General features: G+C 33.2%; 10 protein-coding genes. 6 read left to right on the top strand and 4 right to left on the bottom strand.

Annotated features, from left to right (window positions below; translation table 11 throughout):
- The first annotated feature begins 47 nt into the window (after window positions 1-47).
- From SAGCYANO_RS11190 to SAGCYANO_RS11155, 5 genes are all read left to right on the top strand, one after another.
- Window positions 48-1,970, top strand: coding sequence for a tetratricopeptide repeat protein (locus tag SAGCYANO_RS11190; RefSeq protein WP_307785871.1), 1,923 nt, complete (start codon window positions 48-50; stop codon window positions 1,968-1,970).
- Window positions 1,971-2,638: 668 nt separating this feature from the next.
- The gene (locus tag SAGCYANO_RS11185) at window positions 2,639-4,789 is read left to right on the top strand and encodes a tetratricopeptide repeat protein (RefSeq protein ID WP_202220143.1); all 2,151 of its coding nucleotides are present in this window, start codon (window positions 2,639-2,641) and stop codon (window positions 4,787-4,789) included.
- Between the two features lie 971 nt (window positions 4,790-5,760).
- Window positions 5,761-8,007 carry a tetratricopeptide repeat-containing sulfotransferase family protein gene (locus SAGCYANO_RS11180; protein WP_202220142.1) on the top strand — a complete coding sequence of 749 codons (2,247 nt, stop codon included), beginning with the start codon at window positions 5,761-5,763 and terminating at the stop codon, window positions 8,005-8,007.
- 675 nt (window positions 8,008-8,682) lie between these two features.
- Window positions 8,683-8,874, top strand: a complete 192-nt coding sequence (locus SAGCYANO_RS44570) for a hypothetical protein (protein ID WP_237396058.1) — start codon at window positions 8,683-8,685, stop codon at window positions 8,872-8,874.
- A gap of 1,649 nt (window positions 8,875-10,523) precedes the next feature.
- A complete protein-coding gene (locus SAGCYANO_RS11155) occupies window positions 10,524-12,563 on the top strand; it encodes a tetratricopeptide repeat protein (protein ID WP_202220139.1) in 2,040 nt (679 codons plus the stop codon).
- A gap of 576 nt (window positions 12,564-13,139) precedes the next feature.
- Here SAGCYANO_RS11155 and SAGCYANO_RS11150 read toward each other — a convergent pair.
- Window positions 13,140-13,280: a hypothetical protein gene (locus SAGCYANO_RS11150; protein WP_202220138.1), complete on the bottom strand. Its 141-nt coding sequence runs from the start codon at window positions 13,278-13,280 to the stop codon at window positions 13,140-13,142.
- An 89-nt stretch (window positions 13,281-13,369) separates the two neighbouring features.
- On the opposite strand from SAGCYANO_RS11150, the gene SAGCYANO_RS11145 reads away from it, so the two are divergent.
- Window positions 13,370-14,599, top strand: a complete 1,230-nt coding sequence (locus SAGCYANO_RS11145) for an RNA-guided endonuclease TnpB family protein (protein ID WP_202220137.1) — start codon at window positions 13,370-13,372, stop codon at window positions 14,597-14,599.
- Between the two features lie 520 nt (window positions 14,600-15,119).
- On the opposite strand, the gene SAGCYANO_RS11140 is transcribed toward SAGCYANO_RS11145, so the two are convergent.
- The 3 genes from SAGCYANO_RS11140 to SAGCYANO_RS11130 form a co-directional block, all read right to left on the bottom strand.
- On the bottom strand, window positions 15,120-15,422 hold the full coding sequence (locus SAGCYANO_RS11140) for a glutamine synthetase (RefSeq protein WP_237396057.1): 303 nt from the start codon (window positions 15,420-15,422) through the stop codon (window positions 15,120-15,122).
- A 60-nt stretch (window positions 15,423-15,482) separates the two neighbouring features.
- Window positions 15,483-15,851 carry a hypothetical protein gene (locus tag SAGCYANO_RS11135; protein ID WP_202220136.1) on the bottom strand — a complete coding sequence of 123 codons (369 nt, stop codon included), beginning with the start codon at window positions 15,849-15,851 and terminating at the stop codon, window positions 15,483-15,485.
- 75 nt (window positions 15,852-15,926) lie between these two features.
- Window positions 15,927-17,495, bottom strand: coding sequence for a transporter substrate-binding domain-containing protein (locus tag SAGCYANO_RS11130; protein ID WP_202220135.1), 1,569 nt, complete (start codon window positions 17,493-17,495; stop codon window positions 15,927-15,929).
- Between the last annotated feature and the right edge of the window lie 487 nt (window positions 17,496-17,982).

The raw sequence follows: 17,982 nt of genomic DNA, 5'->3' as shown, positions 1-17,982 counted from the left end.
ATGAAAATTAGCGACTTTAAAAGATTAAATAAAATGAATAAAAAAAAATTGCACTAGATTTATATCAACAGGCAGAATTATATCTAGAACGAGGAAAATTAGAAACATCACACAAGTTATGTAACCAAGTAATAGAGATACAATCATATTTTGCCCCCGCCTACAATACCTTGGGAAAAGTGCTAGAAACAATGGAAAAATTAGACTTAGCAAAAGAAAAATATCAACAAGCGATCGCCATAAATTCTAACTTACTAGAAGCTCATATTAATTTAGGTAATTTATTTACCCAACAACAACAATGGCAAGCTGCAATTGAGAGTTACGAGCGAGCAATTCAGTTAAACCAAAATCAGTCAGAAATTTACCATAAATTAGGAGAAGCATTCCTGCAATTAAAAAAATGGAATGAAGCTGTCATTGCATATCAAAAAGCTACAGAACTAAATCCAAAATTTCTCTGGTCTTACCATAAATTAGGAGAAGCATTCCTGCAATTAGAAAAATGGGATGAAGCTGTCATTGCATATCAAAAAGCTATAGAACTAAATCCAAAATTTACCTGGTCTTACCATAAATTAGGAGAAGCATTCCTGCAATTAGAAAAATGGGATAAAGCTGTCATTGCATATCAAAAAGCTATAGAACTAAATCCAAAATTTCCCTGGTCTTACCATAAATTAGGGGAAGCTTTAATACAACTAAAACAGTGGGAAAAAGTAGTTGTTACTTACCGCCACTTCATCACACTTAAACCAGATTTTTATTTAGCTTACAAAAATTTAGGTAATGCTTTAATGCAGCTCGAAAAGTGGTCGTCAGCAGTAGAAATTTACCAAATTTCGATAGAAATACGACCCAATTTTTACTGGAATCAATATTCTCTAGGATGCTGCCTCTTGAAAATTTCTAGGTATGAAGAAGCCATAGTAGCTTATGAACGTGCAATTAAAATAGAACCAGACTTATATTTTGCTTATCATAATTTAGGAAATACTTTTTTTGAGTTAAAAATGTGGAATGAAGCCATAGTTAACTACTATCGTGCTATTGAAATTAACCCTGAATCTAATTGGTCTTATCCTAAATTAGGAGAAGCTTTAACGAAATTAGAAAAATGGTCTGACGCAGTATCAATATATAAGCAAGCTATTACTCATAAACCTACACCCGAACTTTACAAAAAATTAGGAGATGCTTTACAACAATTAGGTCAGCAAGAAGAGGCAATATCCAATTATCAAAAAGCTTTAGACATTACTTCAGGATCTTTTTGGGATTACGAAAAATTACTAAATATTTGCTTACAACAAAAGAAGTGGTCTGAAGCAAGAAAATATCTGCAAAAAGCCTTAGAAATCAAACCACAATGTAACTATTTCGGGATAAAACAGATAAATATAAAAGAAAAAGCGATCGCTTTAACTTATGATGATGGACCGAATCCTCCTTATACTAATCAAATTCTCAATATATTAGATTTTTACCAAGCTCGGGCTACATTTTTTACTCTTGGCAACAAGATTCAAAAGCATCAAAAATTAGCAAAGTTAATACTAGCTAAAGGAAATGAATTAGGTAATCATTCATTTTCTCATCCAGATTTATCTCAGGAATATCCAGAGTTAATCAGAATAGAAATTAGTAAGACTGATGAGCTTTTATATCAGTTAGGTATAACTGGAAAAATCAAATTTAGACCCCCTTTTGGTATGAGTAATTTCTATCTAATGGATTTGCTATTAGAGATGCAAAAGCAATGGTTTTTGTGGAATATTAACCCAGAGGATTATGTGGCAGAAAAAGATTCAGAAACAATTGCTAATCATGTCATAGAAAATATCAAACCAGGTTCCATTGTATTGATGCATGATAAAAGTATAAAAACAGTAAAAGCGACAGAAATTATTCTGCAAAAATTGACCCTTCAGGGTTATACTTTTAAAACTATTTCAGAAATGATCGATTAGAATTCAAGAATTTAGAATTTAGAATTTAGAATTTAGAATTATACCAATTTGAAAAAGAATGCTATGAAAAGTGCCACTCTATCAGATATTTTTAAAAATAGTGACTATCGTGGATTTTAGATAGTTATTTATATCGTTTTTGCCTTTTTAAAATATTTCCTTCTTCTTCCTTCTTCCTTCTTCCTTCTTCCTTCTTTCGTACGGACGCCCTTATGCAACGTCCCTACTATTTGTAACAAACACTTATCAAATTGGTATTACCTCTCCTTTAAAATAAGAGGATTGACCCAATTGAAAAAAGAATGTTACAAATAAACTGGCTAGTAAATAACTAATAATCCACCTAAAACCTAAAACCTAGTACTAAAACCTAGTACCTAGTACCTAACATCTACCACCTACCACCTAACACCTAACACCTAGAAAATTATTTGTAGCAAACATTTATCCAATTGGTATAAAACCCTCAAAAAGTTAATATTTTAGGCGCATAGTTGGGCAGAACAATCTTGGGAAAATTCTTGCTCCTACCTCCTCGCTCCCGAGCCTTTTCTCCTGTCTCCTACCCCAGTAAAAAGACTTTCCATACGCAAACTCTAATTATTAATTATTCGGTAAAAGAGATTCGTAGCAAACATTTATCAAACTGCTATTACAATCAAAAAACAGTGAATCAAAAAACATCAGTAGTAGATTTAAACCAAAAAGCAGAATCCTACTTAGCTCAAGGAAAATTAAATCAGGCCGATAAAATCTGTAATGAAGCCCTCAAAAAACTAGAATATTTAGCCTTAGTTTGTAATACAAAAGGCAAAATAGTCGAAGCAATGGGCAACCAAGAGTTAGCTCAAGAATATTATCAAAAAGCCATCGTAATTAATCCCAATTTTGGTCAAGCTCATTTAAATTTAGCCAATCTATATTCTCAAAAAAAACAGTGGAATTTAGCAATAGTCAGTTACCGCAACGCTATAAAAATTAATCCAAAATTTCCCTGGCCTTACCAAAAATTAGGCACGGCATTGATGGAGTTAAAACAGTGGGATGAAGCTACTAATGCTTTCCGTAAAGTTATAGAGTTAAAACCAGATTTCCCTTGGTCTTATCACAAACTTGCAGAAGTTTTGATGCAACTAAAACAGTGGAATGAAGCTGTAAATACTTATTATAAATTCATAGAATTAAAACCAGATTTTACCTGGTCCGACCGCAAGCTTGCAGAAGCTTTGATGCAACTAAAACAGTGGAATGAAGCTGTAAAATTTTATCAACGTGCCATTGAAAATAATCCTAACTCTAGCGATTTATATAACAACTTAGGTAATGCTTTACTAGAACTAAAACAATGGGAGAAAGCTGTAATTGCTTACGAAAATGCGATTAAACTCAACCACCAAGTATCAAATTATCATCAAAATTTAGGGAAATCTTTAACTCAATTAAAAAGATGGGATGAGGCTATTATTGCCTATCAAAAATCTATAGATATTAACCCTGAAAATTATTGGTACTATCATAATTTATGGGAAGTATTACTCAAAATCAAAAAATGGGATGAAGTGGCGATCGCTTATAAAAGCGCCCTGGAAATAAATGCCAATGCTTACTGGTATTATTATCAGTTAGGTTATGTAATGCACAAACAAGGATTCATAGATGAAGCCATTACTTATTATCAAAAAGCTAGAGATTTAAGATCAGATTTACCTTGGGTTAATAAAGATTTAGGAGACGCTCTTTTAGAAAAAGGGAATTCAGAGGAAGCGATCGCTTATTTTATTAAAGCTATTGAATTGCAACCTGATTTTTTCCTTGCTTATAATCAGCTCAGATCTATTCACAGTTATCAGCTAGTTAAATTAAACCAAAAGCAATTAGATAAGTTGATTAACTGTTACCAAGAAGCTATGAAGATTAAGCCAGAATTTGATGGGCATTATTTGAATTTAGCTAATATTCTGACCAAACAAGGTAAAGCTAAAGAAGCTAGCAGTTATTATCAAAAAGTTTTATCTATAAAAATCTCCAAAACTCATCCAGCATTTATCAGTAAATATGGTGAATTTACTAAATTAGGAAAACCAAACTTTATCATTATTGGCACAATTAAAGGGGGTACTTCATCTCTTTACTTCTATCTGACTAAACATCCCTCAATTTTACCCGCCGTCGAAAAAGAGATGCACTTTTTTGATGCTAACTTTCATAAGGGAATTGATTGGTATTTATCTCAGTTTCCGGCAATTCCAGAACAACAAAATTTTGCCACAGGAGAAGCAACTCCTAACTATATGTATTCTGTAGAAGCAGCAAATAAACTATTTAGTTATTTTCCCAAAATAAAATTAATCGCTATATTAAGAAATCCTATAGAGCGAGCTGTCTCTCACTACTATATGGATAAACGACTCGGACAAGAACAAAGAAGTTTTGCAGAAGTAGTTGCTGTCGAAACAAAAATATTACAAAAAATAATTAATCAATCTCAAGGCAATGCTAATTTTTTGCAAGGAAAAAAAACCAGGTATTTAGGTTTAGGTTTATATCTATCTTTTATTCAAGAATGGGTGAATATATTTCCTAGAGAACAACTTTTAATCTTGAAAAGTGGGGATATGTATGAAAATCCTGAAGCAACAACCAAACAAGTTTTTGATTTTCTAGGTTTACCAAATTATCAACTCTTAGAATATAAAAATTATTACCCTGGTTCTTATCCTCCAATCAATGCTAGTCTACGTCATCAACTTTCTGAATTCTTTCAACCTCATAACCAAAAATTAGAAGAGTATCTTGGCATAAAATTTAACTGGAATTGAATAAATTAGTAGGTTTTCAACAATTAATAATTAATAATTAGTAATTAATAATTAGGGTTTACTGATTAATTATCAAAGCATTGACAGATAAATGCTTTAGCCTTCTGAGATTCCAAAAAAGTGCGCTTGTTTTGGTCTAAAACGTTCAAAAAGTTAGCTTTTTGGGCAAATCAAGAACAGAAAAATTGAGGGATAATTCTTACTTATACCAATTCCTAAAAGTAACGCTATACTTGGGTAAGACTTCAGTGATTAATTAATCAAAACAGTTAGAATCACTTTGCATGCTAAAAATAGCTCAGTTAATGTTAATTATCCTTACTTTTTACTTCTCCCTGTACGGACGTTGCATAAGGGCGTCCCTACCCACTCCCCTACTCAACAAAATGTAGAAAAGTTTTTGAGAAATGGTATTATACCTCCTCTAAATTCCCCATTTCTCCTGACTTCCCCTCCCCTCCACGGTCGGGGCTAGGGGTGGGTTGGGAGGGGTTAGGGGTGGGTTGACTCCTACCCCTAGCACTCATACCAATTTGATAAATGTTTGTTACAAATGGTAGAAGAAAGAAAGAAGGAAGAGAAAAAAAGGAAAAAGGGATAAATCTTGAAAAAAAGGGAAAAACAATATAAAAACTATCTAAAATTAACTGGAATAGCTATTTTTAAGCATCTTCGAGCAAGGTCTACCTTTTTGTAGTATTCTTTTTTCACGCTTGGTATCATACTTTATTCAGCAAATCCTAATTAATTATTACTGAAAAAATTTGCTCTAAAGCCTCCCCTTTTAAAGAGATAAAAAAAGAGGATATTCTATATTTCAAGCCTCCTTATTGCAGAGGTACTGATAACTGAAGGGCGCAGTTCCTCCGGAGGAGGCTAACTGATAACTGAAATGACCAGTTACAAAATCCTAAAACAATTACAAATCAATACTTTTTACTTTTAACTTCTGACTAATCTATAAATCAAATATGTCTTCAAATACAGACTTACAAACAATAGTATTACAAAACCAAAAACAGGCAGAAACTTATTTATCCCAAGGCAAAATAGAATCAGCGATCACCTGTTATGAAAAAATTCTAGAACTTCAACCGGAACAGTGGGGAATTCACAAAAAATTGGGAGATATTTACCTGCAACAAGGAAATTTTTCACAAGCTATTACTATTTACCAAAATGCCATTCAACTTAATCCTAATTTCCCCTGGTTTCATCACAAATTAGGAGAAGCTTTAATGCAACTTCAACAGTGGGAAAAAGCTATCACAGCATATCAACGTGCTATAGAACTTAACCCTGATTTTTCTTGGTCATATCAGAAACTGGGAGAGAGCTTTATTCAACTATCAAAATGGGATTTAGCTGCCACAGCATTTAGACAGGCAATTAAATTGAATCCTGAATTTTATTTGTCTTATGAAAAATTAGGAGAAGCACTGACTCAACAAGATAATTTACATGAAGCAGTAACTGCCTACCAAAAAGCCATCAAAATTAATCCTAATTCCTACTGGTCTCACAATAAATTAGGAGAAACCTTAATTAAATTAGGTAAATTAGACCAAGCTGAGACAACTTTGCAAAAAGCCATAGAAATCAATCCCAATATTTACTCTGCTCACCATAATTTAGGAGAAGTTTTATTCAGACAACAAAAAGAAACAGAAGCCATTACCAAATATCATCAAGCCATCAAAATTAATCCAAATTCTTATTGGTCTCATAACTCATTAGGAGATGCTTTACTAAAATTAGAAAATTGGGAAGAAGCAATAACAGCATACCGTCGTGCCATAGAAATTAATTCTAAATATTATTGGTCTTATAATTCATTAGGAGACGTTCTAGAAACCACAGGAAAATCAGACCAAGCAATTATCAGTTACTTAAAAGCAATAGAACTTAATCCAGAAATAGATAGACCTCATTTATGTTTATGGAAATTATTTCTCAAACAAGATAAATGGGAAAAAGCAGAAAAAATCTACCGCCAAGAAATTGAAAAAAATCCTCATAACTATTGGCTATGGAATTACCTAGGAAATACCCTAGTAAAACAACAAAGATTAGATGAAGCCATCACCTCTTATCAAAAAGCTATTTCAATTCAACCTAATATTTCTGAAATTTATCAATTTTTAGGAGATGCTTTTATTCAACAACAAAAGTGGGATGAAGCTGCTATAGTTTATCTGCGCGCTGTAGAACTTAACCCTGAATTATCCTGGTCAAATTATAATTTATGGCGCACTTTAGAGCGTTGCGGAAAATTAGATGAAGTAGTCAATTTATACCGACAGTTTATTCAACAAAATCCAGATTCATTTTTGTCCTATATAAATCTCGGAGAAATTCTGACAAAACAGAATCAAATAGATGAAGCAATTATTTGTTACCAAACTGCTTGTTACCAACAAACTTTAAAATCTTACCCCTCCCTTTGCCAAAAACAGTGGAATTTGACAGACATTCAAAGTCCTAACTTTCTAATTATTGGAGTGGGAAAAGGAGGAACTACCTCTTTATTTAGTTATCTCATCCAACATCCTCAAGTTTTACCTTCTGTTGTGAAAGAAATAAATTTTTGGTCCATGAACTTTGATAAAGGAATAAATTGGTATCTCTCTCATTTTCCTGCTATTCCAAACCATGAAAATTTAATCACTGGAGAAGCAAGTCCTAGTTATTTAAGAAATTCGGAAGCGCCAGACAGAATATTTAATTATTTTCCCAAAATCAAATTAATCATTATGTTGAGAAACCCTGTAGATAGAGCTATTTCTCACTACTATTATTGGCGAAGGATAAATACAGAAAATCGCCCTTTAGAAACAGCATTAAATCAAGAATTAGAAAAATGGCAAATGATTTATAAAAATTCTCCCTTAGATACCAATTATTGGCATCATGGATTATATTATTTAGGCACTAGCATATACATAAATTTTATCCACAATTGGATGAGAATATTTCCTCAAGAACAATTTCTAATTTTGCCGACAGAAGAACTTTATCGAACTCCAAAAACCATGATGAAACGAGTATTTGATTTTCTCGGTCTGCCAAATTATAAAGTTCCCGACTACCAGAAATTAAATTTAGGTTCCTATCCCCCTATCAGTAAATCGCTGCATCAAAAATTGACTAATTTTTTTCGACCTCATAATCAAAAATTAGAGGAGTATTTAGGTAGGAAATTTAATTGGGAAATTTGAGGTGGACGATTAAAAGTTAGGAGAAAGATTTTGAGAAAAACAGTGGGTTGAAGTTATTAATTTCTCCCACAACTATGGTGAAAGGAGTCTTTTATTTTCTCAATTTGCCCAACTATCAAATTTCCAACTACCAGAAATTTAACTGAAACTTTTATTCATCTATCAAGAAATTACTGCCTCAAAAACTGAGAGATTTTTTTCTAGCTGAAATTACTCAATTAGAATCATATTTAGAGATGGATAACTAAAAGTTAGGAGAAAAATTTCGATAAAGATATTGGGGTAAAGTTCTTGATTGATCCCACAACTATAATGAAACGAGTATTTGATTTTTTCAATTTGCTAAACCATCAAATTTCCGACTATCAGAAATTTAACTGAAGCTTTTATTCATCTATCAGGAAATTACTGCCTCAAAAATTGAAACTCTTAATTTCTCCCACAACTATAGAAATTTAACTGAAGGTCTTAATTTTTCCTACAACACCAGATGAAAGGAGTCTTTGATTTTCTCAATTTGGCAAACTATCAAATTTCCAACTACCAGAAATTTAACTGAAACTTTTATTCATCTATCAAGAAATTACTACCTCAAAAATTTAGAGATTTCTTTCAAGCTGAAATTCCTCAGTTAGAATCAGACTTAGATATGAAATTTAACTGAGAAACTGGAAGATGAAAGGAGTCTTTGATTTTTTAAATTTCCCCAACCATCAAATTCCCCACTACCAAAAATTTAACTTATGCTCCTATCCACTTATTAGGAAATTATTGCCTCAAAAATTTAGAGATTTCTATCAAGCTGAAATTCCTAAATTAGAATCAGACTTAGAGATGAGATTTAACTGGGAAACTGGAGATGGATGACTAAAAGTTAGGAGAAAAATTTCGAGAAAAGCAGTGCCATAAAGCTCTTAATTTCTTCCACAACTATAGTGAAAGGAGTCTTTTATTTTCTCAATTTCCCCAACTATCAAATTCCCCACCACCAAAAATTCAACGTAGAGTCTTATCCACCTATCAAGAAATTACTTCAGCAAAAATTGAGAGATTTCTTTCCACCTCATCATCAAAAATTAGAATCAGACTTACAGATTACATTTAACCGGGAAAACGGAAGATGAAATGATTATTTGATTTTCTCAATTTGCTCAACTATCAAATTCCCCACCACCAAAAATTCAACGTAGAGTCTTATCCACCTATCAAGAAATTACTTCAGCAAAAATTGAGAGATTTCTTTCCACCTCATCATCAAAAATTAGAATCAGACTTACAGATTACATTTAACCGGGAAAACGGAAGATGAAATGATTATTTGATTTTCTCAATTTGCTCAACTATCAAATTCCCCACCACCAAAAATTCAACGTAGAGTCTTATCCACCTATCAAGAAATTACTTCAGCAAAAATTGAGAGATTTCTTTCCACCTCATCATCAAAAATTAGAATCAGACTTACAGATTACATTTAACCGGGAAAACGGAAGATGAAATGATTATTTGATTTTCTCAATTTGCTCAACTATCAAATTCCCCACCACCAAAAATTCAACGTAGAGTCTTATCCACCTATCAAGAAATTACTTCAGCAAAAATTGAGAGATTTCTTTCCACCTCATCATCAAAAATTAGAATCAGACTTACAGATTACATTTAACCGGGAAAACGGAAGATGAAATGATTATTTGATTTTCTCAATTTGCTCAACTATCGAATTCCCGACTACCAGAAATTTAACTGAAGGTTTTATCCATCTATCAAGAAATTACTTCAGCAAAAATTGAGAGATTTCTTTCCACCTCATCATCAAAAATTAGAATCAGACTTACAGATTACATTTAACTGGGAAAACGGAAGATGAAATGATTATTTGATTTTCTCAATTTGCTCAACTATCGAATTCCCGACTACCAGAAATTTAACTGAAGGTTTTATCCATCTATCAAGAAATTACTTCAGCAAAAATTGAGAGATTTCTTTCCACCTCATCATCAAAAATTAGAATCAGACTTACAGATTACATTTAACCGGGAAAACGGAAGATGAAATGATTATTTGATTTTCTCAATTTGCTCAACTATCGAATTCCCGACTACCAGAAATTTAACTGAAGGTTTTATCCATCTATCAAGAAATTACTTCAGCAAAAATTGAGAGATTTCTTTCCACCTCATCATCAAAAATTAGAATCAGACTTACAGATTACATTTAACCGGGAAAACGGAAGATGAAATGATTATTTGATTTTCTCAATTTGCTCAACTATCGAATTCCCGACTACCAGAAATTTAACTGAAGGTTTTATCCATCTATCAAGAAATTACTTCAGCAAAAATTGAGAGATTTCTTTCCACCTCATAAGCAGGTACACAAATTAATTACACATTTTTTAAGACTAAGTTCCTTAGATTGTAAACATTATATAGAATCATAGTAAGTCAATAATTTTGCTTAGGTGCTTAATCACAAACTAGAATCAGACTTATATATGACATTTAATTGGAAAATTTGAGATGGATGACTACGAATTAGGAGAAAAATTTCTCGAACAACAACAGTGGGATAAAGCCGTTAATGCCTACCATAAAGCAATAAAGCTCAACCCAAATTTTTCTTGGTCTTACTATAAATTAGGGCAAGCTTTGACTAAACTACAAAAATGGGATGAAGCTATTACAGCTTACCGTCAAACTATCAAACTAAACCCTGACTTTCCATGGTCTTACCATAACTTAGGAAATGCCCTAATTAAACTAGAAAAATATTCAGAAGCTGTCCTTGCTTACCGTCAAATTCTTAAAATTAATCCTGATAGTTATTGGGATTACAATAAATTAGGAGAAGCACTGGTTAATGTTGGAGAATTTGAGCAAGCCATTCTTTCTTATCAAACAGCAATTCAACTCAAACCAGAACTTAAAGGTACTCATCAAAAATTAGCAGATATTCTCTTTCAAATTGGCAAACTAGAAGCAGCAGAAATAGCATATCGTCAAGCAATAAAACTAAATCCAGAAGTAGTTTGGTATCGTCAATGTCTGGGAGATGTTTTACTTAAACAAAAAAAATTAGATGAAGCGATCGCTACTTATTTGGAGGTTGCTCAAGTTAGACCGGATTTACCTTGGATGCACCTACAGTTAGGAGATGCTTTTGCCCAATTTTCTCAATCAAATTTAGATGAAACTATCAATTATTATTGTCAAGCTATTAAAAATCCAGACCAATATCCTATTTATCAAAAAGCACTATGTCTCATCAGAGAAAATCCAGAACTATACTTAAAATTAGGAACAGCTTTAGCACAAGCAAATCAGATTTCTGGAGCTATCATTATCTATTATATGTTGCGAGAAATATTCCCTAGTAAATATCAAATAGATATCCTTCAGGAATTAGAGAAAATATTACGGCAAAAAATTAAACTAGAACAAGATTTAAACTCATATTATGCTGCTGTGGAAACTAATCAAGATAGTCAATCTTACTATTATCTAGGATTAGTTTTAACCCAACAACAAAAATGGTTAGAAGCTTCTATTGCCTATCATCGTGCCATAGAAATTAATCCTGATTTTGCTTGGTGGTCTGATACTCGTCTCTGGGAAACTTTTGAAAAATTAGGCAAACTTGAGGAGACAGTAAATTTATTTCATAAACTGATTGAAAATCAAAATAATTCAGTTTCCACTTACCTAAATTTAGCAGAAGCTTTAACTCAAGTAGACAGAATTAATCAGGCAATAAAATATTATCAAATAGCCTCTAAACATTATATTGATAAAACCCATCCCACCTTTGTTAACCAACACTGGAATTCAGAAAAATTATCTGAAGCCAACTTTCTAATTATTGGAGTAGGCAAAGGAGGAACCACCTCTCTTTATAGCTATATAACTAAACATCCCCAAGTCTTACCAGCCATCAAAAAAGAAATACATTTTTGGTCTTTCAATTTCCATAGAGGTATAGATTGGTATCGGGCACATTTCCCTCCCATTTCAGAGTCAAAAAAATTTCTAACCGGAGAAGCAAGCACTACCTATTTTGATGCTCAATATGCTCCCTGTAGAATCTTTCATTTTTTTCCCAAAACCAAACTAATTCTCATTATGAGAAATCCTGTCGATCGAGCAATTTCTCATTACTATCATCAAGTACGTTTAAATAAAGAATTTCGTTCTTGTGAAGTAGCTATTAACTCTCAACTTGAAAAACTCAGCAAAATTTCTCATCCTAATTATTGGAATTTTGCAGGAGATTATATTGCTTCTGGCGTATATGTAGAATTCCTCAAGAAATGGTTAGCTATTTTTCCTAGAGAACAATTACTAATTTTGAAAAGTGAAGACTTTTATCGTGACTCGGCAACTACCATGAAGCAAGTTTTCGACTTTCTAGGTTTGCCAGATTATCAAATATCAGATTATCCAAAATTAAATGCTGGTTCTTATTCTTCTATTAGTGAGTCACTTCGACAAAAATTAAATGATTATTTTCAACCTCATAATCAGCGTTTAGAAACATTTTTGGGGATGAAATTTAATTGGTAGAAGTTCATTAATGGATAATGGATAATTGATAATTGATAATTACCTCTGGTTAAAACCGTTACGGAATTGAATATAAGGAAATACAGCACTTTCCGCTGTTATGAGGTGTGCCCATCGCGGGCAAGATGCCCGCACTACAATATTTTAACTGGCTAGAATTACTTGAGTGTTTGACTTGTTCAAAATTTGTTTTTTTTGAGGTTATATCTCTCGGCTGAAAATTGGCATATTTGAGGTGGTATTAACGAAAATACTAGGTTGTAGCCTTGTTTAGAAGAGTCTCTTCTTAGGTTTAGGCACAACATTGGCACAATACCTTATGTACAAACTATGTACTAAATCGCTGAAACAACGCAAGCTCGTGAAATATTTTGTAATAATTTGGGGAAAATTAGACTACTTTGATTTAGATAAATAATATTAAAAGCTGATTTGATTAGTCAAAGCTATATCGAGCGATCACGATTTAGTTTTGTTTTTGAAAGTTACTTTGCAATACTCGGAAAAAGTAGAACGAGAAGTAGTAATAATTTTTTAATTGCTTTGTCATACTATTAATTCCTTGGAGCGATCGCTCTATTTCTGGATTTTTTCGTTTTGAGTAAGTTGAGAAAAGTCTATGGAGAAAGATTTAGCTGAATCGCCGAGAAGCCTCACACCATCATAAGCAGATTTGGTGGATGAATCGGCTGCAAATTGAATAGGTTCGATGCCCATTCAATTTGTATGCTATCTCAAGCAGAAGCTTTTGCCCTAGTTGAAAAACTTGTATTATGATATTGCAATAACCCCGGAAATTTTCCACCATGCGCACTGCCTACCAATATAAATTAAGGCCAAACAAAGAACAGTTAGCCACAATAGAAATGTGGTTAGCATTGTTGCGTCGGCAGTACAACTATAGATTAGGCGAGCGGTTTTCGTGGTGGTCAGAAAACCGTTGTCCAGTTAACGCCTGCCCCTTGGTGATGCCCATTCCTCAACTAAGAGACCACCCAGATTATTACTCTCAAAAAAAAGATTTAGTCAATACCAAAGACAAATTTCCAGAATATAAGCTAATTCATTCTCAGGTCCTGCAGGATTGCATAAAACGGGTAAAACTTGCCTTTGATAGATGGTTGAAAACAGACAAAAAAGGAACTAGATTAGGGAAACCAAGATTTAAAGGAATTGGACGTTATCGCAGTTTTACTTATCCTCAAATCAAGCAAAACTGCATAGAAGGAAACAAGATAAACTTGCCAAAAATAGGCAATATAAAGTTGATTCAACATCGACCGTTACCTGATGGTTTTCAAATTAAAACAGTAACAATTAGTCGTAAAGCAGATGGTTATTATATAACTTTATCCCTAGAAGACAAATCAGTTCCAGCCTTCACAAATAAAGTTGAACCTACATTAAAAAACACTCTGGGAATTGATATGGGATTGAAAGAATTCTTAGTAACAAGTGAAGGAGAGTCTATCCCCATCCCTCAATACTATCGCTCATATCAGAAACGATTAAAGACTCTACAAAAACGTTTATCTCGAAAGAAAAAAGGAAGTAAAAGGTGGCTCAAGGCTGTTAAAGCTGTAGCCAAACAACATAAAAAGGTCGGTGATAAACGTAAAGACTTTCACTTCAAAACAGCCAATGAATTATTATCAAAAGCGGATATTATTGCCCATGAAAACTTAAATATCAAAGGGCTAGCAAAGACTCATTTGAGTAAATCAATTAACGATGCTGGATGGGGAAAATTCCTGTCTATTTTGACTGTCAAAGCCGAGAATGCTGGACAGAAAACCATAGCAGTAAACCCCAAAAATACAAGCCAAGATTGCTCAAATTGTGGTGAAAAAGTCCCCAAAGAATTAAACATACGAACCCATTATTGTCCGCACTGCGGCATAGCAATAGACCGCGACTTGAATGCAGCGATAAATATCAAAAATAGGGCGGTAGGGCATTCCGTCTTTAAAGCTTGTGGAGCCCGACGGGATACCGGGGCTACGAAACGAGAAGCCCACACTATACCGTCAGGTTAGTGTGGGAGTATGTCACACTAAGTACCTTAAATTCTGGTTCATGCTGTTAATAGTAGAGTTAAAAATTATTTCCATGAATAATCAAATCTTATCCAACCAAAAAATCAAAGAGCAAGAACAATCAAATACTGAAATTTGTTCTACATGGCCTTGCGTAGCTGACCGAACTATAAACTTTATCATTGTGCATTGAGAAGCTGGTTTGTTAATTTCTAGTGCTGTTGGTTTATCTATAATTATTTATGTAGCCACAATTTCGGCAGTAAAATCAATCAAAGCGATCGGAAAGTAATATCAAATCCGGTATAGCAATGAGCGCTCAGGTATTTACAATGTCCAGCTCAAAGTGCAGTAAGCGAAAAGGTGTACAAAAAATAATGTGTAAATATGCCAGCGCACATTGCTATAGTCATCGACCAAGAGAAAATCAAGTTTAATATTTCAATCTCAATGCTTTCCTACGGAATGCTACGCAAACAGGCAGAGGAACTGATAACTGATAACTGAAATACCCCAAAAACTAATATCGCGACAACAGAATCTTAACCTCCTCCTCTATATCCATATCCTTCATCGCCTCCCACTCAGCTTGACGCACAGCAATAAACGCTTGAGCCAACTCAGACCCCAAAGCATTTTTCAAAACATCATTATTATTTAGATGAGCGATCGCCTCTCCCAAAGAACCAGGCAAAGCATCTATCCCCCGCGCCTCCCTTTCTGTAGAAGGTAGATTTCCTGGGTCAACTGCCACAGGTTCCCTAACATCAAGACCACGATTAATCCCATCCAAACCAGCAACTATTACACTTGTTCTAATCAAAGTCTGAAATTAATTGATTGGATAATCACTTTTAAGTATAAACTTCAGTTATTTACTTTTTTATAGCAATTCTTCTATTCCCACCTTTAATACATTGACAACTGGGTGCTCTACTAATTGCATCAATGCCTCAATTCCCATTGCTTGAATTACACTGATAATTTTGTCTTTCAAAGTTGGGTTATCGTCGATTTTTTTAATAATTTCGTCTGCCACCTTTCTTTTCTGAGTTAATGTTTCAGTTGGATAATCTTTCCCTAGTTGTTCGAGTAATTCTTGGATTTCTTGTGCTGCTTCTTTTAATGATTTTTCTTTACTTTCATTGAATTCATTGTTTTGTGTAATGTTGTTAGTATTGTGGTCACCGGCGATAGGCGCAATTATATTTCCGTTACCATTACTTGTTACATTCTGTGGATTTGTTTCCATTTGTCCCTCCTGATTGTTTTTTAATTGAATATGCAAATTAACGCTTAGTTGATATATAAATTGAGTGAGTTTGTTTTATGGTTTTTGTTCACTTTCATTGAATTCACTGTTTTGTTCAATGTTGTTAGTATTGTCTTTACCGATGATAGGTGTAATTGTATTTTTGTCACCATTACTTTTGACATTTAGTGAAGTTGTTTTCATTTGTCCCTCCTGACTGCTTTTGAATAGATTCTCAAAATGAACGCTTAGTTGATATATAAATTGAGTGAGTTTGTTTTGTGGTATATGCTCCAGGTCTACATTAATTAGACCTGGTATATTCTGATTTTTCAGTTCCTTCAATGCTTCTTGATAATTGCTACGGAAATTTTGTTCAAAGTCTTTTTTTGTCAAGTCACCTTTGGAATTAATTTGAAAATAAACGTTGCTATTTTTTTCGATACTTAATTGATTCATACCAAGAAGCACAACTTTCTTCTGATAATTTTCTTCTACTTTTTTAAAGCAATAGATAAAAGCTTGCCAATTAAAGTCCTCACTTTGATCAAAACTTATCTTTACTATTTTAGCTCGTGAATATGCATAACAACCCAATATAGAAATGACAATAATAACAATTACAATACAAGATATAAAGAATAGTTGAGCTCTTTTTTTTTCATGATCTAAATCTAAGGATAGTTGAGCTATTTTTCGTTCACGATCTAAGGACAGTTCTTCTATTTTTTTGGCATTATCTGAGAAGGATAAGCTCTGATACTTCCCTATCTGATACTTCCCTAGTTGTTTTTGAATCTCATCCTGTGCTTTATCTCCATCAATTAAGTCGTTAACATAATCATGCCATTCTGTCTGAGTGTCATGAAATGCGAGTCCATAGGGTTCACTATTTAACAAATTATATTTAGGATATAAATAGTAATCATTTGGATTTTCTATTCTTGTTTTCCTTTCTAATTCACCTTCCAAAAGCACACTATCAGTGGCAAATCCTGTAATATTACCTTTTTTCAAAAGATCTATTCCGCCTGCTCTTGTCTCCAGATTATCGTGAATTGTAGTAGCTAGTGGAAATAACAGTTTAACAAATGAAATTGTAGTTGTATCTTTGATTAAACCAATACTTAAGCCCTCAAAATCCGGTTTTTCTTCAACTGTTTTTTGATTCTCTCTTTTGATTAAAATTCTCGTACCTGTTTTAAAAAAAGGCTTAGAAAAACTTATATTCGCGTGTCTCTTATTGTCGGTATTATTTGGTATAGTATTTGGGCCACATTCAATATCAATAGATTGGTCTCTCAATAAATCAAATCTTCCTATTTTTTCTTTTCTGACATCTTTATATTCTGCTGTTATTTTTATTCCTGTTCTCCTGTACTTTTTGTTTAAGCTATCTACTAAAATGTTTTCAACAAAATTTTTGCAGAAACCGTATGCTCTACCATCTTGAAAATAACTAATAGGATAAGAGTCTGGTGCAATGCCAACAACCAAAGTATCCTTAGTCCCATTGTCAAATTGTTCTAAGATAGATTCTCTATTAGTTTTCTCTTGAGATGAATTTTCCTGTGACATCACAGGTAAATTAACAGTTAATGCTACTAGGAGTGGCATCAAACTAAACAAAAACTGTAGTTTCATAGTGCTTTGAGAAACCTTGACTTTTGAATATTTGTATTAAGTCTAAGTTTTTAGTCTAAGTTTTAAGTCCAAGTTTTTCCTGAAACCTAAACTCGCTCAAAAACTTAATTTTACTTGGTCTATTTCCTTCCCATTGCTTTCTTCGTCAGTATTCAGATCAAATCAGGTTGATTAATTAGAAATTGCAAATAGTGGTTGATAGCCACCAGTGGAATTGAGTCACTGCCCGAAAATTTCTGGTTTTGATTAGCTGACGACACCGCTAGAACTCCGTTCTGCACTAATCCTCAGTAGTCTAAATTAACTGGGTGCATCTCAATTAGGTAATGGGTAAAAATATTTAGAGGAATTAAGCACTAAAAACCCCATTTATATAAGGAAACAATGTTTGAGAAGATTAGAGGTATTACTTGGTAGCCATTGCGGTGTTGCGCCTAATGGCTGTGGTTGAGTATTTCTACTTATCGCGGATCTGAGATGCACCCAA

Source organism: Okeania sp. KiyG1 (assembly GCF_014132355.1).
GTDB lineage: Bacteria > Cyanobacteriota > Cyanobacteriia > Cyanobacteriales > Microcoleaceae > Okeania.
This window is presented reverse-complemented; position numbering and strand designations above follow the sequence as displayed.